General features: G+C 69.8%; 24 protein-coding genes. 20 read left to right on the forward strand and 4 right to left on the reverse strand.

The window, feature by feature from the left end; translation table 11 throughout:
* The first annotated feature begins 4 nt into the window (after positions 1-4).
* The 18 genes from kynU (at position 5) to efeB (ending at position 17,701) form a co-directional block, all read left to right on the forward strand.
* Complete coding sequence (gene kynU, locus ASH02_RS07810; RefSeq protein ID WP_235530206.1) at positions 5-1,279, forward strand: kynureninase; 1,275 nt, start codon at positions 5-7, stop codon at positions 1,277-1,279.
* Positions 1,272-2,624, forward strand: a complete 1,353-nt coding sequence (locus ASH02_RS07815; RefSeq protein WP_056675981.1) for an FAD-dependent oxidoreductase — start codon at positions 1,272-1,274, stop codon at positions 2,622-2,624. Before kynU ends, ASH02_RS07815 begins: the two co-directional genes overlap by 8 nt.
* Positions 2,621-4,078, forward strand: coding sequence for a 2-hydroxymuconic semialdehyde dehydrogenase (locus tag ASH02_RS07820; protein WP_057294540.1), 1,458 nt, complete (start codon positions 2,621-2,623; stop codon positions 4,076-4,078). The genes ASH02_RS07815 and ASH02_RS07820 overlap by 4 nt, the downstream gene beginning before the upstream one ends.
* The gene (locus ASH02_RS07825; protein ID WP_056675992.1) at positions 4,075-4,866 is read left to right on the forward strand and encodes a 2-keto-4-pentenoate hydratase; all 792 of its coding nucleotides are present in this window, start codon (positions 4,075-4,077) and stop codon (positions 4,864-4,866) included. Before ASH02_RS07820 ends, ASH02_RS07825 begins: the two co-directional genes overlap by 4 nt.
* The gene (locus tag ASH02_RS07830; RefSeq protein ID WP_056675994.1) at positions 4,859-5,308 is read left to right on the forward strand and encodes a RidA family protein; all 450 of its coding nucleotides are present in this window, start codon (positions 4,859-4,861) and stop codon (positions 5,306-5,308) included. Before ASH02_RS07825 ends, ASH02_RS07830 begins: the two co-directional genes overlap by 8 nt.
* The gene (locus ASH02_RS07835; RefSeq protein ID WP_056675997.1) at positions 5,305-5,829 is read left to right on the forward strand and encodes a 3-hydroxyanthranilate 3,4-dioxygenase; all 525 of its coding nucleotides are present in this window, start codon (positions 5,305-5,307) and stop codon (positions 5,827-5,829) included. The genes ASH02_RS07830 and ASH02_RS07835 overlap by 4 nt, the downstream gene beginning before the upstream one ends.
* A 5-nt stretch (positions 5,830-5,834) precedes the next feature.
* Positions 5,835-6,815, forward strand: coding sequence for an amidohydrolase family protein (locus ASH02_RS07840; protein ID WP_156393479.1), 981 nt, complete (start codon positions 5,835-5,837; stop codon positions 6,813-6,815).
* A gap of 103 nt (positions 6,816-6,918) precedes the next feature.
* Positions 6,919-7,335, forward strand: a complete 417-nt coding sequence (locus ASH02_RS07845; protein WP_056676003.1) for a VOC family protein — start codon at positions 6,919-6,921, stop codon at positions 7,333-7,335.
* Positions 7,332-8,324, forward strand: a complete 993-nt coding sequence (locus ASH02_RS07850) for a hypothetical protein (RefSeq protein WP_056676005.1) — start codon at positions 7,332-7,334, stop codon at positions 8,322-8,324. The genes ASH02_RS07845 and ASH02_RS07850 overlap by 4 nt, the downstream gene beginning before the upstream one ends.
* 54 nt (positions 8,325-8,378) lie before the next feature.
* Positions 8,379-9,425 (forward strand): S66 family peptidase, encoded by a 1,047-nt coding sequence (locus tag ASH02_RS07855; RefSeq protein ID WP_156393480.1) that lies wholly within the window; start codon positions 8,379-8,381, stop codon positions 9,423-9,425.
* A gap of 17 nt (positions 9,426-9,442) precedes the next feature.
* Entirely contained in the window at positions 9,443-10,144 is a 702-nt protein-coding gene (locus tag ASH02_RS07860; protein ID WP_056679074.1) for a GNAT family N-acetyltransferase, read from the forward strand.
* Positions 10,145-10,184: 40 nt separating this feature from the next.
* Positions 10,185-10,487, forward strand: a complete 303-nt coding sequence (locus ASH02_RS07865; protein ID WP_056679077.1) for a 4a-hydroxytetrahydrobiopterin dehydratase — start codon at positions 10,185-10,187, stop codon at positions 10,485-10,487.
* A 230-nt stretch (positions 10,488-10,717) separates the two neighbouring features.
* Positions 10,718-12,478, forward strand: a complete 1,761-nt coding sequence (locus tag ASH02_RS07870; RefSeq protein WP_056676010.1) for an acetolactate synthase large subunit — start codon at positions 10,718-10,720, stop codon at positions 12,476-12,478.
* Positions 12,475-13,014, forward strand: coding sequence for an acetolactate synthase small subunit (gene ilvN, locus ASH02_RS07875; protein WP_056676012.1), 540 nt, complete (start codon positions 12,475-12,477; stop codon positions 13,012-13,014). The genes ASH02_RS07870 and ilvN overlap by 4 nt, the downstream gene beginning before the upstream one ends.
* A gap of 131 nt (positions 13,015-13,145) precedes the next feature.
* Positions 13,146-14,171 (forward strand): ketol-acid reductoisomerase, encoded by a 1,026-nt coding sequence (gene ilvC, locus ASH02_RS07880; RefSeq protein ID WP_056676016.1) that lies wholly within the window; start codon positions 13,146-13,148, stop codon positions 14,169-14,171.
* Between the two features lie 208 nt (positions 14,172-14,379).
* Entirely contained in the window at positions 14,380-15,243 is an 864-nt protein-coding gene (efeU, locus tag ASH02_RS07885; protein ID WP_056676019.1) for an iron uptake transporter permease EfeU, read from the forward strand.
* 29 nt (positions 15,244-15,272) lie between these two features.
* Positions 15,273-16,445, forward strand: a complete 1,173-nt coding sequence (efeO, locus tag ASH02_RS07890) for an iron uptake system protein EfeO (RefSeq protein ID WP_056676022.1) — start codon at positions 15,273-15,275, stop codon at positions 16,443-16,445.
* Positions 16,442-17,701 carry an iron uptake transporter deferrochelatase/peroxidase subunit gene (gene efeB / locus ASH02_RS07895; RefSeq protein ID WP_056676024.1) on the forward strand — a complete coding sequence of 420 codons (1,260 nt, stop codon included), beginning with the start codon at positions 16,442-16,444 and terminating at the stop codon, positions 17,699-17,701. Before efeO ends, efeB begins: the two co-directional genes overlap by 4 nt.
* Before the next feature lie 21 nt (positions 17,702-17,722).
* Here efeB and ASH02_RS07900 read toward each other — a convergent pair whose 3' ends face one another.
* The 3 genes from ASH02_RS07900 to ASH02_RS07910 form a co-directional block, all read right to left on the reverse strand.
* Complete coding sequence (locus ASH02_RS07900) at positions 17,723-18,562, reverse strand: hypothetical protein (protein WP_156409729.1); 840 nt, start codon at positions 18,560-18,562, stop codon at positions 17,723-17,725.
* 101 nt (positions 18,563-18,663) lie between these two features.
* On the reverse strand, positions 18,664-19,470 hold the full coding sequence (locus tag ASH02_RS07905; protein WP_056676029.1) for an ABC transporter permease subunit: 807 nt from the start codon (positions 19,468-19,470) through the stop codon (positions 18,664-18,666).
* The gene (locus ASH02_RS07910) at positions 19,467-20,366 is read right to left on the reverse strand and encodes an ABC transporter ATP-binding protein (RefSeq protein WP_056676034.1); all 900 of its coding nucleotides are present in this window, start codon (positions 20,364-20,366) and stop codon (positions 19,467-19,469) included. Before ASH02_RS07910 ends, ASH02_RS07905 begins: the two co-directional genes overlap by 4 nt.
* Positions 20,367-20,508: 142 nt before the next feature.
* Here ASH02_RS07910 and ASH02_RS07915 point away from each other — a divergent pair, with 142 nt between their 5' ends.
* Positions 20,509-21,219, forward strand: a complete 711-nt coding sequence (locus ASH02_RS07915) for a DsbA family oxidoreductase (RefSeq protein WP_056676037.1) — start codon at positions 20,509-20,511, stop codon at positions 21,217-21,219.
* A gap of 10 nt (positions 21,220-21,229) precedes the next feature.
* Here ASH02_RS07915 and ASH02_RS07920 read toward each other — a convergent pair whose 3' ends face one another.
* Positions 21,230-22,270: an Rv0361 family membrane protein gene (locus tag ASH02_RS07920; protein WP_156409730.1), complete on the reverse strand. Its 1,041-nt coding sequence runs from the start codon at positions 22,268-22,270 to the stop codon at positions 21,230-21,232.
* Between the two features lie 111 nt (positions 22,271-22,381).
* Here ASH02_RS07920 and argG point away from each other — a divergent pair, with 111 nt between their 5' ends.
* The gene (gene argG, locus ASH02_RS07925) at positions 22,382-23,812 is read left to right on the forward strand and encodes an argininosuccinate synthase (RefSeq protein ID WP_056676044.1); all 1,431 of its coding nucleotides are present in this window, start codon (positions 22,382-22,384) and stop codon (positions 23,810-23,812) included.
* Positions 23,813-23,952 lie beyond the last annotated feature (140 nt).

Raw genomic sequence — 23,952 nt, forward strand, 5'->3', positions numbered from 1 at the left:
ACGCGTGACCGTCGACGAAGCAGGCGCCCTGGCGCTGGATGCCGCAGACCCCTGCGCGCGCGACCAGTTCCTGGTGCCACCCGTGCCCGAGCAGCCGGGAACCGAGACGGCCTACCTGGCCGGCAACTCGTTGGGGCTGCAGCCCCGGGTGACCGCCGAGCGACTCAAGGGAGAGCTCGACGACTGGGCGCGTCTCGGGGTCGAGGGTCACCTCGAGGCGCAACGGCCCTGGTTGCCCTACCACGAGCTGCTGCGGGAACCGGCCGCCCGCCTCGTGGGTGCGCTCCCCGCCGAGGTGGTCGCGATGAACTCGTTGACCGTCAACCTGCACCTGCTGATGCTGAGCTTCTACCGGCCGACACCCGACCGGCACGCGATCGTCATCGAGGACGCCGCCTTCCCCTCCGACAGCTACGCAGTCCGCAGCCAGGCCGCCCTCCACGGGTACGACGCGGACGAGGCAGTGATCCGGCTGCGCCCCCGCGACGGCGAGGCCGGGTTGCGCAGCGACGACGTCGTCAGCTTCCTCGCCGAGCACGGGGAGAAGGTGGCGCTGGTCCTGCTGGGCGGCGTCAACTACTACAGCGGCGAGCTGCTCGACATCGAGTCGATCACCCGCGCCGGGCGGGCCGCGGGCGCCGTGGTGGGCTGGGACCTCGCGCACGCGGCCGGCAACGTGCCGCTGCGACTGCACGACTGGGACGTCGACTGGGCCGCCTGGTGCACCTACAAGTACCTCAACAGCGGGCCGGGTGCGGTTGCCGGCGCGTTCGTGCACGAGCGCCACCTGGCTGACCGGTCGCTGCCGCGCCTCGCCGGCTGGTGGAGCACCGACCCGGCCACCCGCTTCCGCATGGGGCCCGAGGTCACCCCGGTGGACACCGCCGACGCCTGGCAGCTCTCCAACCCACCGATCCTGGCGATGGCGCCGGTGCTCGCGTCGCTGGAGATGTTTGACAGCGTGGGCATGGGCGCGCTGCGGGCCCGCAGTCTCCGGCTCACGGCGTACCTCGAGCGGGCCGTCGACGAGCTCTGCGCCGACCGTGCGCTCGAGATCATCACCCCGCGTGACCCCGCCCAGCGTGGCGCGCAGCTGTCGGTCCGGCTGCAGGCCGACGACGCCGGCGAGGTGACCCGCGGGCTGCGACAGCGTGGCGTCATCGCCGACGCCCGCCAGCCGGACGTGGTGCGGTTCGCGCCCGTCCCGATGTATTCGACCCATCACGACTGCTGGCGTGCGGCGACGGCGCTGGCCGAGGTGGTGAGCGCACGTGCCTGAGACCCGAGCCGACCAGGACGTGGCGGTCATCGGCGCCGGACTGGCCGGCTGCCTGGCCGCGACCCTGCTCGGCCGCAGCGGCCGCCGGGTCACGCTCTACGAACGCCGTGCGGACCCGCGCGCCACCGGTGCCGAGCGCGGCCGCTCGATCAACCTGGCCCTGTCGGCACGCGGCCTCAGTGCGCTCGAGCAGGTCGGGCTCCGCGACGAGGTGCTGGCCCAGGCGCTGCCCATGCAGGGGCGCATGGTGCACGCGAAGGACGCGGCGGCACAGCTCCAGCCCTACAGTGCGGACCGGGTGCGGGCGATCCACTCGGTCAGTCGCGGCCGGCTCAACGAGCTCCTGCTCGACGCCGCCGAGGCGACGCCCGGAGTCACTCTCGAGTTCGGGCACGAGCTCGAGTCCGTCGACCTGGACGGCGGCGTGCTGCGCTTCCGGACCGACACCGGCCCTGTCGAGAGGCCTGCCGGCCTCGTGCTCGGTGCCGACGGGTCGTACGCCGCCTCGCGCCGGGCCGTGACCTTCCGGGCCGGCTTCGACTTCAGCCAGGACTTCCTCAGCCACGGCTACAAGGAGCTGACCATCCCGGCCGTCGACGGCGACTTCGCCCTCGACCCCGGCGCCCTCCACATCTGGCCCCAGGGCTCGTCGATGATGATCGCCCTGCCCAACCTCGACCGGTCGTTCACCTGCACGCTCTTCTGGACCCGCGAGGAGTTCGACGCGCTGGGCACCGACGACGAGATCCGGAGCCACTTCGCCCGGCACTACCCGGACGTGGCGGACCTGATCCCGGACCTGGTCGACGACTTCAGGCGTAACCCGATCGGGTCCCTGGTCACCATCCGCTGCAGCCCCTGGGTGCACCACGGCGAGCGTGCCTCGCTGGCCCTGCTCGGCGACGCCGCCCATGCGATCGTCCCGTTCTTCGGCCAGGGCGCGAACTGCGCCTTCGAGGACTGCATCGAGCTGGACCGGCTCCTCGCAGAGGCGGGGGACGACCTGACCGGCGCCCTCGACGCCTACCAACAGGCCCGCAAGGCGAACTGCGACGCGATCGCCGAGATGGCCCTGGACAACTTCGTCGAGATGCGCGACCGGGTCAGCTCGCCGGTGTTCCGGCTGCGCTCGCGCGCCCAGCACGCGCTGGAGCGGGCCGTCCCGGGCCGCTACCAGTCCCGCTACGAGATGGTGTCCTTCACGACGATCCCCTACGTCGAGATCGAGCACCGCATGCGCCGTCAGAACCTCGGCCTGCTCGCCACCGGTGCCACCGGATCAGGTGCCGCCCTTCTCGCCGTACGCCGACTGCTCAGAGGCCGCGGGTCTAGGGTCGGATCATGAGCACGACGTTCCGGAATTTCGTGGACGGGTCCTACGTCGACGGAGTCGCGGAGTTCGACAAGATCGACCCGGTCGACGGTTCCCTGGTGGGCACGGTCAGCGAGGCCGGTGCCGAGACGGTGGACGCCGCCGTACGCGCCGCCCGCCGGGCCCTCGACGGTGCCTGGGGCCGCACCCGGACGGCCGACCGCGTCGCCCTCATGCGCAGGGTCGCCGACCGCATCGACGAACGGTTCGAGGACTTCGTCGCCGCCGAGGTGAGGGACACCGGCAAGCCGGTCTCGCTGGTGCGTGAGCTCGACGTGGCCCGTGCCGCGATGAACTTCAGGTCCTTCGCCGACACGGTCGCCTCGGCCGGGCAGGACTCCTTCCTGACCGAGCTGCCCGACGGGCGACAGGCGCTCAACTACGCGGTGCACAAGCCGCTGGGCGTGGTCGCGGTGATCGTCCCGTGGAACCTCCCGCTCCTCCTGCTCACCTGGAAGGTGGCGCCGGCCCTGGCCTGCGGCAACGCCGTGGTGGTCAAGCCGTCCGAGGAGACACCGGCCACCGCCACCCTGCTGGCCGAGGTGATCGCCGAGGCCGGGGTGCCCGACGGCGTCTACAACGTCGTGCACGGCTTCGGCCCGGGCTCGGTGGGTGAGCACCTGACCAGTCATCGCGGCATCGACGGGGTCACCTTCACCGGTGAGTCGTCCACGGGCTCGGCGATCATGCGCTCCGTGGCCCCCGCCGTACGCCCGGTGTCGTTCGAGCTCGGCGGCAAGAACGCGGCGGTGGTCTTCGCCGACGCCGACCTCGACAAGGCGATCCCCGGCCTGGCCCGCTCGACGTTCCTCAACACCGGCCAGGTCTGCCTGTGCACCGAGCGGGTCTACGTCGAGCGGCCGGTCTTCGACGACGTCGTCGCGGGGCTGGCCAAGGAGGCGGGTCGGCTGCGCCTGGGTCGCCCCGACGACCCGGGCACCACGACCGGGCCGCTGATCTCGCGGGTGCACCGCGAGAAGGTGCAGTCCTACTTCGACCTCGCGGTCACGGAGGGCGCCGAGGTGGTGGTCGGGGGAGGCGTCCCCGACCTGGGCGACGACCTGGCGGCCGGTGCCTGGATCCAACCGACCCTGTGGACCGGGCTCGACAACAGTCACCGGGTGGTGCGCGAGGAGGTCTTCGGTCCGGTGGCCGCACTGATCCCGTTCGACACCGAGGAGGAAGCCGTGAAGATGGCCAACGACACCGACTACGGCCTGGCCGCGGTCACCTGGACCAGCGACCTGTCCCGCGGGCACCGGGTCGCGCAACGGATGAGGGTGGGCATGTCCTGGGTGAACACGTGGTACCTCCGCGACCTGAGGTCGCCGTTCGGCGGCGTGGGACTCTCCGGCATCGGCCGCGAGGGCGGCCTGCACTCGCTGCACTTCTACACCGAGCCGACGAACGTGTGCGTGCAGCTGTGAGCGAAGCGAGAGACCGCATCGAAGAGCTCGCCGTCCGCCTCGACGACGCCGTGCGCACGGCCACGGCCATCCCTCAGCTGTCCGCCGACGAACCACTCACCCTCGACGAGGCGTACGCCGTACAACGGGGAGGCATCGCCCTGCGGGTCGGACGCGGCGACCTCGTCGTCGGGGTGAAGCTCGGCTTCACCAGTGAGGCAAAGGCGCGCCAGATGGGCGTCTCCGACGTGATCATCGGCCAGCTCACGGCGAGCACCGAGGTGTCCGACGGCGGCACCGTCGACCTCGCCACGATGGTGCATCCACGCGTCGAGCCGGAGGTCGCCTTCCGGCTCGGTGCGGACCTGCCGCCCGACCTCGAGGATCCCCTGTCGACCGTCTCCGACGTCGCGGCGGCCCTCGAGATCATCGACAGCCGCTACCGCGACTTCCGGTTCAGCCTCGAGGACGTGGTCGCCGACAACACCTCGGCGGCCGGCTTCGTGCTCGGCGAGTGGCTGCCGTTCGCCGACCACCGCGAGCGTCTCGCCGGTGCCGAGGTCACGCTCGCCTTCGACGGGGAGACCCGCGAGCAGGGCAGCACCTCGGCGATCCTCGGCGATCCGCTGCGTGCCGTCGCCGCGGCGCAACGGATGGCGGCGCACTACGACCTCGCCCTGCCGGCCGGCTCGATCATCCTGGCCGGGGCGGCCACCGCGGCCGTGGCCATGGAGCCCGGCGTGCTCGTCGAGGGCACCGTGGCCGGGCTCGGCCTGGTCTCCGTGCGGACGGGAGGAGACCGTGCCTGAGGGCGTCGTCGTACCAGGCAAGGCGACCCCGCGCGGCGCCTTCCCACACGTGAAGGTCGCCGGCGACCTCGTCTACGTGTCGGGCACCAGCAGCCGCCGCCCCGACAACAGCTTCGCCGGCGTCGAGGTCGACGAGCTCGGGTTGGTCGACCTCGACATCCGCGCGCAGACCCGGGCGGTGATCGAGAACATCCGTGACCTGCTGACTGCCGTCGGGGCAGGGCTGGACGACCTGGTCCAGGTGACGACGTACCTCGTCAGCATGAACGACTTCGGCGGCTACAACGAGGTGTGGGCCGAGTTCTTCGACCACACCGGCCCGACGCGTACGACGGTCGCGGTGCACCAGCTGCCGCACCCGCACCTGCTCATCGAGATCCAGGCCGTCGCCACCCTGGCCGGCACCGCCCGAACCGACCGCACCACGGAGGAGAGCCCATGACCGACATCCCACCCGTCTTCAACTTCGAGTCGTGGATCAACGAGAACGAGCACCTGCTCAAGCCGCCGGTCAACAACAAGCAGATGTACGACGCCACCGGCGACTTCATCGTGATGGTGGTCGGCGGGCCGAACAGCCGCACCGACTTCCACTTCGAGCCCTACGAGGAGTGGTTCTACCAGTACCGCGGCAACATGCACGTCGACCTGATGACCGACGAGGGCCCGCACCGCGTCGACATCACCGAGGGGTCGATGTGGAAGCTGCCGGGCAGCACCTACCACTCACCGCAGCGACCGGAGGCCGGCTCGATCGGACTGGTCATCGAGCGCATCCGTGAGGAGGGCACCCTCGAGAAGTTCGCCTGGTTCTGCCAGCAGTGCAACGCGAAGGTGCACGAGGCGGAGTTGCAGGTGCGTGACATCGTGTCGGACCTGCCGCCGGTCTTCGAGGCGTTCTACTCCTCCGAGGAGGCGCGCACCTGCGACGCGTGCGGCGCACTGCACCCGGGGAAGGGCTGACCGGCTTGGACGCGATCGACGTCCACACCCACTACGTGCCCGCGGGTTGGCCGGACCTGGGTGAGGAGCGGCCGTGGCTGCGGGTCGACTCCGAGCGTGCGGCGATGATCATGGTCGGCTCGACGGAGTTCCGGCCGGTCTGGTCGAACGCCTGGGACGCCGACGTACGCGTGGCTGACATGGAGTCCGACGGCGTCGCGAAGCAGGTGGTCTCGCCGACCCCGCTGTTCTTCGGCTACGACCTGCCGGGCGCCGAGGCGGCGAAGGTGGCCCGCATCTTCAACGACCTGGCCCTCGAGATCTGTGCGCCGTCCGCGGGGAGGCTGCTGCCGTTCGCACAGGTGCCGCTGCAGGACACCGACGAGGCCTGCCGCGAGCTCGACCGTTGCCGGGACTCGGGCCACCTCGGGGTCGAGATCGGCAACCACGTGGGAGACCGCGACCTCGACGACGAAGGGGTCGTGACGTTCCTGCAGCACGCGGCCTCGATCGACATGCCGGTGTTCGTGCACCCGTGGGACATGCCCGAGTCGCCGCGCCTCGACCGGTGGATGGCCCGGTGGTTGACCGGGATGCCGGCCGAGACCCACCTGTCCGTGCTGGCGATGATCCTCGGCGGCGCGTTCGACCGGCTGCCCGACTCGCTGCGGATCTGCTTCGCGCACGGCGGTGGCTCCTTCGCGTTCTGGCTGGGACGCCTCGAGAACGCCTGGCACCGCCGGGGCGACCTGGTCGCGAAGTCCGAGCTGCCGCCCTCGTCGTACGTCGACCGGTTCAGCGTCGACTCCGTGGTCTTCGAGCCCGCGGCGCTGCGGTTGCTGGTCGACACCCTGGGTGCCTCGCAGGTGATGCTCGGCAGCGACTATCCCTACCCACTGGGCGAACGGCCGGTCGGCGAGGTGGTGCACCGCGCCGACTTCCTGACCGACCCCGACCGGGCGGCGATCCTCCACGGCAACGCCGAGCGATTCCTCGGGCTGCCCTGACCTGTCTCGCAATCGTCGGATTCCCGGCGCGGGGCAACCTCGTGGCACGGTGGCGCGTGAAACAGTTCGAACAGCGCAATCGTCACCAACGGGGAGCAGTGCATTGGACCAGCGGATCAGCCTCGTCACCCTCGCAGTGGCCGACCTCGACGCCACCCGGGCGTTCTACCTCGACGGCCTCGGCTGGACCGCCGAGATGGACGTGCCCGGTGAGGTGCTGATGATCAAGGCGGGGGAGCACCTCCTGCTCTCCCTGTGGGCCGAGGCCGAGTTCGAGGCCGAGGTCGGCCCGATCCGGCGCGGTGACGGCGTGGCGCCACTGACCCTGGCCCACAACGTGGCCACCCGCGACGAGGTCGACGCGGTGCTGACCACCGCGCGTGCGGCCGGCGCCGATCCGGTCAGCGACGCGGTCGAACGCGACTGGGGTGGCTACACCGGCTACTTCGGCGACCCTGACGGCTTCCGGTGGGAGATCGCCTTCAACCCGGGCGCCGTCGCGGACCTGGTCCTGCCGTGAGGGAGACGATCGCGCCCACGCACGCGATCCTCGGTGTGCTCGCGGGCCTGGTGGTCCTCGTCCTGACCGCCGGCATCGTCGGCCACCCGGGCACGGACGCCGGTGACGTGTCGGAGATCGCGGTGGCCGGGGCCGCCGCCGAGCCGGGCGCCGAACCCGGCAAGGACAGTGGCTCCGCACCCGTCATCGCGAAGCTGCCCACGATCCCGGCGCTCCCGCACGGGGGCACCAGGGTCTTCGACGGCCGGATGCTGGTGGCCTACTACGGCACGGCCGGCACGCCCGTGCTCGGCGTGCTGGGGGAGACCTCGCCCGAGCAGGCCGTCCGGCGGGTACGCCGAGCGGCCCGGCCGTTCGACCGCCCCGGCAAGCCGGCCGTACCGGTGATGGAGCTGATCGTGACCGTGGCCGACGGACACCCCGGGCCGGGCCGGGACTTCAGCCACGACATCGACCAATCCGCGGTGGCCGAGTACGTGCGCGCGGCCCGCCGCCACAAGGTGATGCTCGTGCTCGACCTGCAGACCGGCCGCAGCGACTTCCTGAAGGTCGCCAAGCGCTGGGAGTGGGCGCTCAAGCACCCGTGGGTCGGCCTCGCGCTCGACCCCGAGTGGCGGATGGGCCGTGGAGACGTGCCGGGTCGTCGCATCGGGTCGGTCAACGCGAGCGAGGTGAACCGCACCTCGGCCTGGCTCGAGGGGCTGGTCCGTCGTGAACGCCTGCCGCAGAAGATCTTCATGCTCCACCAGTTCCGCCGGGAGATGATCCGCGGCATCGACCGGGTCAGGGCCCGCCCGCACCTGGCGATGGTGCAGCACGTCGACGGCTTCGGTACGCCGGGCCAGAAGATGTCGACCTACCTCCATGTGGCGAAGGCGAAGCAGTTCCACATGGGCTTCAAGCTGTTCTACGACGAAGACATCCGCCGCATGTCGGCCGCCAAGGTGCTGCGGATCCGGCCGCGCGTGCAGTTCGTCAGCTTCCAGTAGCCGCCGCGGTTTACTCGGTGGCCTGCCGACCACCGCGGTGACATGCTGGCGCGCATGCCTTCCGTCCCTGACACACGCCGTCCGCAGCTGCAGTTCCCGCGCCCGTTGAAGCCCGGCGACCTGATCGGGGTGACCTCGCCCTCGAGCGGCGTCGACGCTCGCATGCAGCCTCGGCTCGAGGTCGCCCTGGCCGACCTGCGCCGGCGCGGGTACGACGTACGCGTCGGCGAGTGCATGTCCGGCGACCGGCACGTCTCGGCGCCCAAGCAGCAGCGCGCCGACGAGCTGACCGCGATGCTGCTCGACCCGGAGATCCGTGCGGTTGCGCCGCCGTGGGGCGGCGAGCTGGCGATCGACCTGCTCGACCTGGTCGACTGGGACGCCCTCGCCGCGGCCGAGCCGACGTGGTTGGTGGGCTACTCCGACATGACCACGGTGATGCTGCCGCTGACCCTGCGTTCTGGTTGGGCCACCCTGCACGGTGCGAACCTGATGGACTCGCCGTACACCCCGCCGGAGGGGCTGCTGCACTGGACCGACGTCGCCGCGGCGAACGGGCCCGTGGTGCAGCGCAGCCCGGGGCGCTACCGCACGGCCGCGCACGGCGACTACGTCGGCAACCCGGGGGTGAACACCTTCGACCTCGACGGGGAGGGCGGGTGGAGCGTGCTCGGTGGTGGCAACCTCGAGGTGGGTGGCCGGCTGATCGGCGGCTGCGTCGAGACGCTGGGCGCGATCTCCGGCACGCCGTACGCCGACGTCGCCGGCTTCGGGCGCGACCATGCCGACGACGGGCTGATCGTCTATCTCGAGGCCTGCGACTTCGGTGCCTACGACGTGGCCCGGATCCTCCACGGCTTCCGGCTGGCCGGCTGGTTCGACGAGGCGTCGGCGATCCTGATCGGCCGCACCCCGGCACCTGCGTCGGGCGACTTCACCCAGCACGACGCCGTCGCCGACGCGCTCGGCGGCCTCGACATCCCCGTCGTGCTCGACGTCGACTGCGGCCACGTCGCACCGTTCATGCCGCTGGTCAACGGCGCCGACACCCGCATCGTCGTCCACAACGGCCAGGGCGAGGTGTCGCAGACCCTTGCGTGATCACTAGTCTCGAGATCGTGAGCGATGTGCAGGGCAACGACGAGCAGCCCGTCGGGCCCCCGGTGCCCGACTGGCACGGGTGCCCCTTCCCGGACGTCGCGGTCCTGAAGGGCCGCTGGTGCCGGGTCGAGCCCTTGCTGCCCGAGCACGCCGACGAGCTGTACGACGAGCTGTGCGGGCCCGACGACGACTCGCTGTGGACCTACCTCCCACGTGAGAAGCCGCTCGACCGGGCCGACTTCGCCGCACACGTCGAAGCGCGGTCGGAGGCGACCGACTCGGTGACGGTCGTGGTGCGCGACGGCTCGGGCGTGGCCGCCGGCATGCTCAGCCTGATGCGCATCGACCGGGCCAACGGCTCGGTCGAGATCGGGTGGATCGTGCTGGGCCGTCGCCTGCAGCGCACGACGGCGGCCACCGAGGCGCAGTTCCTGCTGGCCCGGCACGTGTTCTCGCTGGGCTACCGGCGCTACGAGTGGAAGTGCGACGCACTCAACGAACCTTCGCGGAAGGCTGCCGCCCGACTCGGTTTCACCTACGAGGGACGCTTCCGCCAGGCGCTGGTCTACAAGGACCGCAACCGCGACACCGACTGGTTCTCGATCACCGACGGTGAGTGGCCCGCGCTCGAGTCGGCGTACCTCGCCTGGCTCGACCCGGCCAACCACGACGGCGGCCGGCAGGTGCGCACGCTGGGGGAGATCCGCGCGGCCGGGTGAGTCTCCCGCCGGTGCCCTCCCGAGTGGCATGCTGGGCACCATGAGCGAGAAGCTGACTGATCAGCAGGTGCTCGATGCAGGACTCACCGGCTGGGCCACGCACGACGACGCACTCCACGTCCGGTTCGACACCGGCGATTTCGCCAAGGCACTGGCGCTGGTCGACGCGATCGGCGCGGTCGCCGAGGAGCTGAACCACCACCCCGACCTCGAGCTCGGCTGGGGGCGGGTGGAGGTGCACCTGACCAGCCACGACGTCGGTGGCATCACCGGGCGTGATCTCACCCTGGCCCGACGCATCGACGAGCTCGCGACGGAGGCCGGCGTACGCGCGTCGCCCTGAGCGCCATATGCTGGGACTCGGGTACCACGATGTGGGATTACTGTTGTACTTGGTTGACGCCGGCGGGCGTCGGCAGCGAACGTAGGCGCATGCGCAAGGACCTTCTTGTATGCACGCGACGCGTGAGTTGAGACCACACAGGTCTCATCGCCCACGCGTCATCCCCTCGTTGCCGAAACCGGCCGGGGGGTTTTTTGTTGCAGTCGAACCCATGAGGACAGGAAGCAAGGATGAGCGAGCAGGGCGAGACCGGGGCACAGGTCACCGGTGCCCAGAGCCTGATCAAGTCGCTGGAGAGCGCGGGCGTCGAGAACATCTTCGGCATTCCGGGAGGCGCGATCCTCCCGGCGTACGACCCGCTCTTCGACAGCAAGATCCGCCACATCCTCGTACGCCACGAGCAGGGTGCCGGCCACGCTGCGCAGGGGTACGCCGCGGCCACGGGCAAGGTCGGCGTCTGCATGGCGACCTCTGGCCCGGGTGCGACCAACCTGGTCACCCCGATCGCCGACGCGCACATGGACTCGCTGCCGATGGTCGCGGTGACCGGACAGGTCGGCGCCGCGCAGATCGGCACCGACGCCTTCCAGGAAGCCGACATCCGCGGCATCACGATGCCGATCACCAAGCACAACTTCCTGATCACCGACCCGGCCCAGATCCCGCAGACTGTGGCCGAGGCGTTCCACATCGCCTCGACCGGTCGCCCCGGCCCGGTCCTGGTCGACGTGGCCAAGTCCGCGCTGCAGGCGATGACCACGTTCCAGTGGCCGACCGAGCTGAACCTGCCCGGCTACCGCCCGGTGACCCGGCCGCACAGCAAGCAGATCCGTGAGGCCTCCAAGCTGATCCTCGAGGCTCGTCGCCCGGTGCTGTACGTCGGCGGCGGCGTGATCCGCGCAGGTGCCTCCAAGGAGCTGCGCGTGCTGGCCGAGGCGACCGGCATGCCCGTCGTGACCACGTTGATGGCCCGGGGAGCGTTCCCCGACAGCCACGTGCAGCACCTCGGCATGCCCGGCATGCACGGCACCGTCGCGGCGGTGGCCGGCCTGCAGAAGAGCGACCTGATCATCAGCCTGGGTGCCCGCTTCGACGACCGGGTGACCGGCAACCTCGACTCGTTCGCACCCGGCGCCAAGGTGATCCACGCCGACATCGACCCGGCCGAGATCGGCAAGAACCGCCACGCCGACGTGCCGATCGTGGGTGACTGCCGCGAGGTGATCGCCGACCTGATCATCGCGCTCAACGCCGAGGCGGAGCAGGGCAACCGTGGCGACTACGAGGCCTGGGTCGGGTTCCTGGCCGGCATCAAGAAGCAGTACCCGCTGGCCTACGACACCCCGCCGAACGGCGCCCTCGCCCCGCAGTACGTCCTCGAGCGCCTGGGCAAGATCGCCGGGCCCGAGGCGATCTACTGCTCGGGGGTCGGGCAGCACCAGATGTGGGCCGCCCACTTCGTCGGCTACGAGAACCCGAACACCTGGCTCAACTCCGGAGGCCTCGGCACCATGGGCTTCGCGGTGCCTGCCGCCATGGGGGCCAAGGTCGGCATGCCCGACAGCACCGTCTGGGCGATCGACGGCGACGGGTGCTTCCAGATGACCAACCAGGAGCTGGCCACCTGTGCGATCAACGACATCCCGATCAAGGTGGCGGTGATCAACAACGAGTCGCTCGGCATGGTGCGCCAGTGGCAGACGTTGTTCTACAACGAGCGCTACTCCAACACCGACCTGCACAGCAAGCGGATCCCCGACTTCGTGAAGCTCGCAGACGCCTACGGCTGTGTCGGCCTGGCCTGCGACTCGCCCGACGACGTGGACGCCACGATCGAGAAGGCGATGTCGATCGACGACCAGCCGGTCGTCGTCGACTTCCGGGTCCACCGCGACGCCATGGTGTGGCCGATGGTGGCCGCCGGCACCAGCAACGACGAGATCAAGTACGCCCGGGACCTGGCTCCCCAGTTCGATGAGGATGACCTGTGAGCAAGCACACCCTGTCCGTCCTGGTCGAGAACAAGCCGGGCGTCCTGGCCCGGATCGCCGGCCTCTTCAGCCGCCGCGGCTTCAACATCGACAGCCTCGCGGTCGGCCCGACCGAGAGTCCCGACGTGTCCCGCATGACGATCGTGGTCTCGGTCGACGAGAGCCCGCTCGAGCAGGTCACCAAGCAGCTCAACAAGCTGATCGAGGTGATCAAGATCGTCGAGCTCGACGGCTCGTCCTCGATCAGCCGCGAGCTGCTGCTGGTCAAGGTCCGCGCCGACGCCGAGACGCGCGGCCAGGTCCTCGACGCCGTCCAGCTGTTCAAGGCCAAGGTGGTCGACGTCGCCACCGACGCCCTGACCATCCAGGTCACCGGCAATGCCGACAAGCTGGGCGACTTCCTGCGGGTCCTCGAGCCGTTCGGGGTCCGTGAGATCGTGCAGTCCGGCATGGTCGCCATCGGTCGTGGCTCCCGCTCGATCTCCGAGCGCAACCTGCGCCCGGTCGCCGTACCGGCCCCGCCGCCGGCCGTCTGAACCACCCGTCCCCGCCCGGTGTAACGCGGGGTTACGGTCGCTCCACACGCGTCATGACACCGCACCACCGTCAACACCACCGCACAAGTCCCCAAGATCCAAGCTCAACACCAACCTGAAGGAGAGCCCCAGTGGCTGAGATGTACTACGACGACGACGCCGACCTGTCCCTGATCCAGGGCAAGAATGTCGCGGTCATCGGCTACGGCAGCCAGGGCCACGCGCACGCGCTCAACCTGCGCGACTCGGGCGTCGACGTGCGCATTGGCCTGCAGCCCGGCTCCAAGAGCCGCGCCAAGGCGGAGGACGAGGGCCTGCGCGTGCTGACCCCCGCCGAGGCCGTCGAGGAGTCCGACGTCGTCGTGATCCTCGCCCCCGACCAGCACCAGCGCAAGCTGTACGCCGAGGAGATCGAGCCGCACCTCACCGAGGGCGACACCCTGGTCTTCGGCCACGGCTTCAACATCCGCTTCGGCTACATCAAGGCGCCGGCCGGCGTCGACGTGATCATGGTCGCGCCCAAGGCGCCGGGTCACACCGTGCGTCGTGAGTACGTCGCGGGTCGCGGCATCCCCGACATCATCGCGGTCGAGCAGGACGCCTCCGGCAATGCCTGGGACCTCGCGAAGTCCTACGCCAAGGCCATCGGCGGCACCCGCGCCGGCGTCATCAAGACCACCTTCACCGAGGAGACCGAGACCGACCTGTTCGGTGAGCAGGCCGTGCTCTGTGGCGGCATGTCGCACCTCGTGCAGGCGGGCTTCGAGACCCTGACCGAGGCCGGCTACCAGCCCGAGATCGCCTACTTCGAGGTGCTCCACGAGCTCAAGCTGATCGTCGACCTGATGTGGGAGGGCGGCATCGCCAAGCAGCGCTGGTCGATCTCAGACACCGCCGAGTACGGCGACTACGTCAGCGGCCCGCGGGTCGTGTCGCCCGACGTCAAGGAGTCGATGAAGGCGATCCTGGCCGACATCCAGAGCGGCGCGTTCGCGCAGCGGTTCATCGACGACCAGGACAACGGCGCCAAGGAGTTCAACGAGCTGCGCGAGAAGGAGGCCGGTCACCCGATCGAGGCCACCGGCAAGACCCTGCGCGCCCAGTTCGCCTGGTCGCAGGCGGACGACGACTACACCGAGGGTTCCGCAGCACGCTGATCCTGCGCCAACCGCGTGCTCTTGATGCGCCAACCGTGGGTTCTTGATGTCCGAACACCGGATTGTTGATCCGGTCGAGGACGACGTACGTCAAGAACCCACGGTTCGAGGCGCAAGAATCCACGGTTCGCGATGAGGAGTCGCACGTTCCTGTTTCGCTCCTCGACCAAGGTTAGGCACTCCTAAGGCGCAGGCGTATTCTGCGTCCGTGCTCTCCAACTACCTGATCGGCTTGCGCGAAGGCCTCGAGGCGGCCCTCGTGGTCAGCATCCTGGTCGCGTACCTCGTCAAGTCCGGCCGGACGAACCTGCTGCCCCGCATCTGGGCCGGTGTCGGCATCGCCGTCCTGATCTCGCTCTGCTTCGGCGCCCTGCTGACCTACGGCCCCCGCGGGCTGACCTTCGAGGCGCAGGAGTTCATCGGCGGCACCCTCTCGATCATCGCGGTCGGCTTCGTGACGTGGATGGTCTTCTGGATGGCCCGTGCCGCCCGCGGGCTCGGCGGCGAGCTGCGGGGCCAGATCGACGAGGCCGCCGACGGAAGTCGCTGGGGCCTGGTCGTCGTGGCGATGTTCGCGGTCGGTCGCGAAGGCCTGGAGACCGCGCTCTTCATCTGGGCGGCCACCCAGGCCGGCACCCGTGAAGAGGTCGGCTCGGTGACCCCCACCTGGGAGCCGTTGCTCGGTGCCGCGCTGGGAATCCTCACCGCGATCGTCCTCGGCTACCTCATCTACCGCGGCGCGATCAGCATCAACCTGAGCAAGTTCTTCACCTGGACCGGTGCGTTCCTGATCGTCGTCGCCGCCGGCGTACTCGCCTATGGCGTGCACGACCTGCAGGAGGCGCGCTTCCTGCCGGGACTGCACGACCTGCTCTTCGACATCTCCGACACGATCGATCCCGCCGGCTGGCTCGGCACGCTGATCAAGGGCGTCTTCAACATCTCGATGGCCACCACCAAGCTCGAAGGGGCCGTGTGGGTGCTCTACCTGGTCCCGGTGATGACCCTCTTCCTCCGCGGTGCCCGCCGGCGTACCGCCCCCAAGGACGCCGCCACGGTGGCAACGTCCTGAGCACCACCCCACTCCACAGAAGGACGACGATGCGCAACAGAAGACTGGCCGTTCTGGTCCCCCTGCTCGTGGCCGCACCGCTGGTGGCCTCGTGCACGGAGAACACGGAGCCCGACGAGGGCAACCCGCGTTCCATCCAGGTGGTCTCCACCGAGGACGGCTGCGACGTCTCGAAGGTCGAGGCGCCCGCGGGGACGCTGACCTTCGACGTCACCAACGCCGGCAAGCAGGTCACCGAGTTCTACCTGCTCGCCGAAGACGGCCTGCGCATCATCGGTGAGGTCGAGAACATCGGGGAGAACCTCGACAGCCGCCTCACCGTGCAGGTGCCCGAGGGCAAGTACGTCACCGCCTGCAAGCCGGGCATGAAGGGCGACGGCATCCGCTCCGACTTCGCGGTCACCGCCTCCGACGAGAAGGTCGAGGTCACCGAGGACGAGCAGGCGCTGGTCGACACAGCCAACGCGAACTACCTCGCCTACGTGCAGGACCAGACCGACCAGCTGCTCACCAAGACCACCCAGTTCGTCAACCTCTACAAGGCGGGCAAGGACGACGAGGCGCGGGCCCTGTACGCCGACGCGCGCGTGCACTGGGAGCGCATCGAGCCGGTGGCCGAGTCGTTCGGTGACCTCGACCCGAAGATGGACCTCCGCGAGGCCGACGTCGCCGAGGGTGACGACTTCACCGGCTGGCACCGGATCGAGAAGGACCTCTGGCCGGCCCGGGCCGAGGGCTACAAGGCCATGACGCCCAAGCAGCGCGCGTTCTACGCCGACGACCTGCTCAAGAACACCAAGACGCTGGACACGAAGGTCGACGGCGATCTCAGCTTCACGATCGACGGCATCGCCAACGGTGCCACCGGTCTCCTCGAAGAGGTGGCCGAGGGCAAGGTCACCGGCGAGGAGGAGTTCTGGTCGCGCACCGACCTGTGGGACTTCCAGGCCAACGTCGACGGCGCACGCGTCGCCTTCGAGGGCGTCAAGCCGCTGCTCGAGACCAAGGACGCCGCCCTCTCGAAGACGCTGACCGACCGGTTCGCCGCGTTGCAGAAGCTCCTCGACGCGCAGAGGACCGACTCGGGTTTCACCTACTACAACGAGCTCACGCAGCCCGAGATCAAGGCGCTCAAGGTCGCAGTCGAGGCCCTTGCCGAGCCCCTCTCGAAGCTGACGGGCACGATCCTGTCCCGGTCATGAAGCAGCCCATCGTCTCTCGGCGCACCCTCTTCACGGGGGGTGCGGCAGTCGTGGGTGTGGCCGGCGGCCTCGCCGCGGCCCAGGCCCTCGAGACCGACACCAGCCAGACCGCCGGACCGCACGCCTACGCCCTGCGTGGCGCCCACCAGCCGGGCATCACCACGCCTGCCCAGGACCGCCTGCACTTCGCCGCGTTCGACGTCGTCACCGACGACCGCGACGCACTCATCGCGCTGCTGACCGCCTGGACCGAGGCGGCCGAGCGCATGATGGCCGGCGGCTCGGCCGGACCCGTCGGTCCGACGGAGGGCGACACCGACCTGCCGCCCGACGACACCGGCGAGGCGATCGGGTTGCCGCCCTCGAAGCTCACCCTCACGTTCGGGTTCGGGCCTACGCTCTTCCGCGACGCCAAGGGCAAGGACCGCTTCGGCATCGCCGACCAGCAGCCCGCGTCACTCGAGCCGCTGCCGCACTTCCCGGCCGACGCCCTCGACCCCGAGCGCTCCGGGGGCGACCTCTGCGTCCAGGCCTGCGCCGACGACCCGCAGGTCGCCGTGCACGCGATCCGCAACCTCGCGCGCATCGGGTTCGGCACGGTCTCGGTGCGCTGGTCGCAGCTCGGCTTCGGCCGTACGTCGAGCACCTCGACGTCGCAGGAGACGCCGCGCAACCTGTTCGGCTTCAAGGACGGCACCGCCAACGTGAAGGCAGAGGAGGCCAAGGCGCTCGACGAGCACATCTGGGTCTCCGACACCGACGACGCGAAGTCGGGTTGGCTGGCTGGCGGTTCCTACCTCGTCGCGCGCAGGATCAACATGCGCATCGAGACCTGGGACCGGCAGTCGCTGGGCGACCAGCAGATGTTCATCGGCCGCACCAAGGAGTCCGGCGCGCCACTCTCGGGTGGCGAGGAGTTCAGTGACCCCGACTTCAAGATGCCCGGCCGCGGCGGCCCGATCATCCCGGTCGACGCCCACGTCCGCGTCGTGCACCCCGAGCAGAACGACGGGGTCCGGATGCTGCGCCGCGGCTACAACTTCGTCGACGGCAGCGATGCGCTCGGTGGCCTGAACGCGGGGCTGTTCTTCATCGCCTACGTGCGTGACCCGGCCACCCAGTTCATCCCGATGCAGACCCGGATGGCGCAGAGTGACGCACTGATGGAGTACCTCAAGTTCACCGGCTCGGCCCTGTTCGCCGTACCCCCGGGAGCTGGCAAGGGCGAGTACGTCGGCCAGGCGCTGTTCGCCTGACCGACGTACGACGCGTGGAGGTCAGTCCTCGACGAAGTACCAGGTGCCGTCCTTCTTGACGACGTCGGTCTTCTCGCTGTCGTTCTCGGTCTTGCCGTTGTAGGTGAAGCTGGTCTTCATCATCACGGTGCCCTTGTCGCCGTTCACGGTGATGGCGCCGGGGGAGAACGTGAAGGCGTTGTCGCCGCTGCCCAGCTGGGCCATCGAGGTCCGGCAGCTCTTGATGTCCTCGGCCTTGGGGTCCACGAAGTAGTCGCCCATGTTCGCGCACTGCGCGGAGTCGCCGGCGAAGATCGCCTGCAACCACGTGTCGACGTCGTGGACCAGCTGGCGGATCTGCTCCTCGTCGGAACCGGTCGGCGGCGTGCGCACCACGGGTGTGCCGGAGGTCTGCGGGCCGGTCGGGCTCGGGTCCGTGGACGGGTCGTCGGTCGACTCGGTGCTCGGGTCGTCCGTCGGCTCGTCGGTGGGGTCCTCGGTCGACTCGGTGCTCGGGTCTTCGGTCGGCTCGTCGGTGGGGTCCTCGGTCGACTGGCTGGACGTGTCGTCACCGGCCACGTCGTCCTTGTCGTCGTCGCCCTGGGTCAGGAAGAAGACCAATGCGGCCATGCCTGCGGCGATCAGCAGGGCGCCGATCACACCGGCGGCGACCAGGCCACGCCTGCGCGGCGGCTTCCCGCCCGGCGCCGGCGCCCCGGGCTGTACGCCGTACGCCGGCGGGGCGGGGGGATAGGCGTTGCCCGGGGGCACCGCGCCGTACGCCGGGGGCGCGGCCTGCCCCAGGGGGAGGCCGCATCGGCCGCAGGCCGTGAGGCCCGGGGCCAGGGGAGTGCCGCAGCGGGGGCAGACCGGAGAGTTCATGGCCGGATCCTTCCCCAGCTCGAGCCGGCTCAATCAGGGGAGATGGCCGAGCGGCCGGACCCCGGCGAGGGTCCGACCGGCAGCCACCTGGAGGCGCAGGGTCACTTCACCTCGGACTTGCGGATCAGGAACAGTCCGACGACCAGCGGGATGATCAGCCAGATCGTGGTGGTGACCGCGAGGTGTGCCCAGTCCTCACCGCTCGGGTCGCCGTTGAACAGCGCGCCCTGCGCGTAGGCGAAGTCGACCCACGGCCACAGGTCGCGGAACCACTCCTGCAGGTTGCCCAGCGTCATGAACAGCGTCGGCAGCAGGGCGTTGTAGACGAAGTAGCCCACGATGGCGCCGGCGGAGTTGCGGATCAGCACGCCGAGCATCGAGCCGATCAGCATGCCGAGCACGTTGGCCAGCACGATCAGGGAGAGCTCGTAGGCGCTCACGTTCCACGTCGTGTCCACGCCGGCGATCGCCGTACCGACGATGTTGCCGACCGCGCCGATGGCCATCGCCAGGAACATCGAGACCACGCCGATGCCGACCGCGACGAGGAGCTTGGCGTTGATCACCAGACTGCGGTTGGGCAGCAGGGTGAACGTGGTCAGGCCGGTGCGCTGGCTCCACTCACTCGTGACCGAGAGGAGGCCGATGATCGGCAGGATGATCGCGATGGGGAAGCCGATGGCCGTCGCGAAGGCCTCGTAGTCGAGCTCGGACTCGGGGGCGAAGATGATCGTCGCGGCGGTGGCGAGGACGGCCGCGATGCCGATGCTGGCCATCAGCCAGAAGCCGGAACGCGTGTCGAACATCTTGATCAGCTCGACGCGCATGATGCGGGACAGGGGGATGGGCGCGTGCTTGGCCGGACGGGTGCCCGAGGTGACGGGGGCCTCCTGGGTCAGCGTGGTCATGCTGCTGCTCCTTCACGTTGGGTCTCGGCGGTGAGCTCGAGGAACATCTCTTCGAGACCCGCGTTGTCGGAGGACCGCAGCTCGGTGAGCGCGATCCGGGCGTTGAGCGCGATCTGGCCGACCTGGTCGGCGGGCGCGTCCGTGCGCAGTGCGCCGTCGTTCGACTGGGTGACCACGATCCCCGCGTTGCGCAGGGCCTGGGCCAGCTCGGCTGCGGCGGTGGTGCGCACGGTGGTGCCGGCGGCGTGCAACAGTTCGGCCTTCGTCCCCTCGGCGACGATGCGGCCGTTGCCGATCATCACGAGGTCGTCGGCGATCACCTCGATCTCGTGCAGGAGGTGGCTGGAGAGCAGCACCGTGCCGCCCTGGTTGGCGTATCCCCGCAGCAGGTCGCGCATCCAGCGGATGCCGGCCGGGTCGAGTCCGTTGGCCGGCTCGTCGAGGATCAGCACCTCAGGGTCGCCGATCAGGGCGGTCGCGATGCCGAGGCGCTGGCGCATGCCGAGCGAGTAGTTCCTCACCCGGCGCTCCGACTCGCTCTCGGTCAGGCTGACCAGGGAGAGCATCTCGTCGACCCTTGCCTTCGGCAGGCCCATCGTGCGCTGGGCGATGGCCAGGATCTCCCGACCGGTGCGGCCGGCGTGCTGGGCCGAGGCGTCGAGGAGTACGCCGACCTGCCGGCCCGGGTTGGGCAGTTCGGCGAACGGCTGGCCCTGGATGGTGGCGCTGCCCGAGGTGGCCTCGGTCAATCCGACCATCACGCGCATGGTGGTGGACTTGCCGGCGCCGTTGGGCCCGAGGAACCCCGTGACGCGGCCGGGTCGGGCGACGAAGGAGACGTCGTCGACGGCGGTGAATCCGCGGTACCGCTTGGTGAGTGAGTCAACAGTGATCATGGCCAGAAGCCTCGCGGTGAACAGGCCTCGCCCGCATCGGGGAAGCCGGGCGCTTCGTCCCCCACTCGACCCTGACTCGACCCTGAGGCCCGCCTCACGCCGGGTCCGGGAATCCCCGGCTCGGGGGGTGCGTTGACCCGACATGCGAATTGATGTGTGGTCCGACGTCGTGTGTCCGTGGTGCTACATCGGCAAGCGTCGACTCGAGACGGCGTTGCAGGGCTTCGAGCATGCCGACCAGGTCGAGGTGGTCTGGCACTCCTACGAGCTGGACCCGGCCGCGCCGCCGGTGCCGGTGGAGCGCACGGTCGACGTCCTGGCCCGCAAGTACGGCGGCGGCGTCGAGAACGCACAGCGGATGATGGACCAGGTCGAGGCCGTCGCGGCGGAGGAGGGGCTGCTCTACCGCCTCTCGCAGACCCAGCGGGTCAACACCGTCGACGCGCACCGGCTGCTCCACCTGGCGCTGCACGACGCGGGCGCCGTCGTACAGGGGGAGCTGAAGGAGGCCCTGCTCGCCGCCAACTTCGTCGAGGTGCGCAACGTCGCCGACCACGCCACCCTCACCGAGATCGCGGTCGGCGTCGGCCTGGACGCCGCGCGAGTGGCCACCGTGCTGTCCGGCGACGAGTTCCGCGACGAGGTCCACGCCGACGTCGCGCAGGCCGGCGCGTTCGGCGCGACCGGGGTGCCGTTCTTCGTGGTGGACGACAAGTACGGCATCTCGGGCGCACAGCCCGCCGAGGTCTTCAGCCAGGCACTGACCCGCGCCTGGAGCGACTCCCACCCGTCACTGCAGATGGTCGCCGGCGCAGCCGATCAGGCCTGTGGGCCCGACGGCTGCGCCATCTGACGCTGGTCGGTCAGTTCGACGGCGACTCGGACGGCACGTCGTAGTCGTAGGTGGAGTAGTCACTCGGCGACTCGGTCGGGTCGTCGTAGTCGTAGTCCTCGGTCGAGTAGTCGCTCGGCGCGTCGCTCGAGTCGCCGTCCGACGAGCCCGAGCTGGCGTCGAAGTCGAGCTTCCAGTCGCCGTCGACCTTGCGCAGGTGCAGGTCCTCGGTCCTGGTCTCGGGGTCGCTGTCGCCGAAGCTGCTGGTCGTCTCGACCGTGGCCACGGCGGTGTCTCCGTCGATCTCCGCGCTCTTGTACTTGATCTCGTAGGAGAAGTCGCCGGAGTCGCTGGAGGCGCTGTCGTCGACGGAGTCGCGGCACTCCTGCAGGTCCTCGTCGCTGACCTCCTCGGTGACCAGGTCGCGGTAGGAGTCGCACGCCGAGGCGTCGCCTGACGCGAGCTTCTGCGTGGCGTCGTTGTAGTCGGTGATGACGTTCTCGATCTGTTCCTCGTCGCTGAGGTTGTCGTCGTCACCGCCGCCATCTCCTCCGCCGAGGGTGAGCACCAGCGCGGTGATCCCGCCGCCGACGACGAGCACGGCCGCGGCGAGCAGGATCCAGAGCTTGCCCTTGCCGGACCCGCCCTGAGGCTGGCCGGGGGCCGCTCCCCACTGCTGCTGGCCGAAGCCTTGCTGCTGCCATGCCTGCTGCGGCACGGTGCCGTAACCGGGCTGCTGCGCCCCACCCTGCGGTGCGCCGGCCTGCGGTGCGCCGTACGGCGGGGTGGGCACGCCGGGCTGTGGTGCGCCGGCCTGTGGTGCGCCGGGCTGTGGTGCGCCGGCCTGTGGTGCGCCGGGCTGTGGTGCGCCGTACGACGGCGGGGGAGTGGAAGCCTGTTGCGGCGGCTGCGGGCTCTGCACCGGGCGGCCGGCGATACGCGTCGGCGCCTCGTCGCTGGGCACCTCCGTAGCCGCGGCCTGGGCCGGGAAGACCGCCCCACAGGCGGAGCAGCGGGGGGCCGCGTCGTTCTCGCGGCGGGTGCCGCACTGCTGGCAGAAGGCTTGACTCATGGTCGAAGTCTCCCACCAGGGCTGCGTCGACAAACAAACCGACCGGCACTTCGAGAAACAGTCCACGAACCCGATTGCATGATTATGCACAACTCCGTATACAGTTGGGTCATGTCCAAGGTTCTCACTTCCCTTCCCGTCGGCGAGCGCGTCGGCATCGCCTTCTCTGGTGGCCTCGACACCTCCGTCGCGGTCGCGTGGATGCGCGACAAGGGCGCCGTGCCCTGCACCTACACCGCCGACATCGGGCAGTACGACGAGCCCGACATCTCCGGCGTGCCGGGACGCGCACTGGCCTACGGCGCCGAGATCGCCCGCGCGGTCGACTGCAAGGCCGCCCTGGTCGACGAGGGCCTGGCCGCTCTGGCCTGCGGCGCCTTCCACATCCGCTCCGGTTCGCGGATCTACTTCAACACCACGCCCCTGGGCCGCGCGGTGACCGGCACGATGCTGGTCCGCGCGATGCACGAGGACGGCGTCGACATCTGGGGCGACGGTTCGACCTTCAAGGGCAACGACATCGAGCGGTTCTACCGCTACGGCCTGCTGGCCAACCCCGACCTGCGCATCTACAAGCCGTGGCTCGACGCCGAGTTCGTCCACGAGCTCGGCGGCCGGCACGAGATGAGCGCCTGGCTCACCGAGCGCAACCTGCCCTACCGCGACTCCCAGGAGAAGGCCTACTCCACCGACGCCAACATCTGGGGCGCCACCCACGAGGCCAAGACCCTCGAGCACCTCGACGTCTCCCTCGAGACCGTCGAACCGATCATGGGCGTGAAGTTCTGGGACCCGTCGGTGGCCATCGAGACCGAGGACGTCACGATCGGCTTCGAGCAGGGCCGCCCGGTCTCCATCAACGGCACGCGGTACGACGACGCGGTGGCCCTGGTGCACGAGGCGAACTCGATCGGTGGCCGCCACGGCCTCGGCATGTCCGACCAGATCGAGAACCGCATCATCGAGGCCAAGTCGCGCGGCATCTACGAGGCCCCGGCCATGGCGCTGCTCTTCATCGCCTACGAGCGGCTGGTCAACGCGATCCACAACGAGGACACCGTCGCGCAGTACCACAACGAGGGCCGCAAGCTCGGCCGGCTGCTCTACGAGGGCCGCTGGCTCGACCCGCAGGCGCTGATGATTCGCGAGTCGATCCAGCGCTGGATCGCGTCACTGGTCACCGGCGAGGTCACCCTGCGGCTGCGTCGCGGCGAGGACTACACGGTCCTGGCCACCTCGGGCAGCAACTTCTCCTACCACCCCGACAAGCTGTCGATGGAGCGCACCGAGAACGCCGCGTTCGGCCCCCTCGACCGCATCGGCCAGCTGACGATGCGCAACCTCGACATCGCCGACTCGCGCTCCAAGCTCGAGATGTACGCCGGGCAGCCGCTCGACCAGGGCCAGGTGCTCGTCGAGAACGGCACCCTGTTCGGTGAGCTCCCGGCCGGTGGCGCCGACCGCATCGCCGACCGCGGTGAGTCGATCAGCGACGAGGACGAGGCTCTCGACCGCGCCGCGATGGAGTTCGGCACCGACTGAACCCACTCCTGCTGCAAACAGTGGAGGTTCTCCGGCGTCTGGCGCCGGAGAACCTCCTTCTTCTGGGTGAGTGCGTCTGGCGGCGCCTCCATTGCGCTCCCATCCACAGGCGGCCGAGCGAACCGTTGCTGCGGTCCGAT

Source organism: Nocardioides sp. Soil796 (genome assembly GCF_001429525.1).
Lineage (GTDB): Bacteria > Actinomycetota > Actinomycetes > Propionibacteriales > Nocardioidaceae > Nocardioides.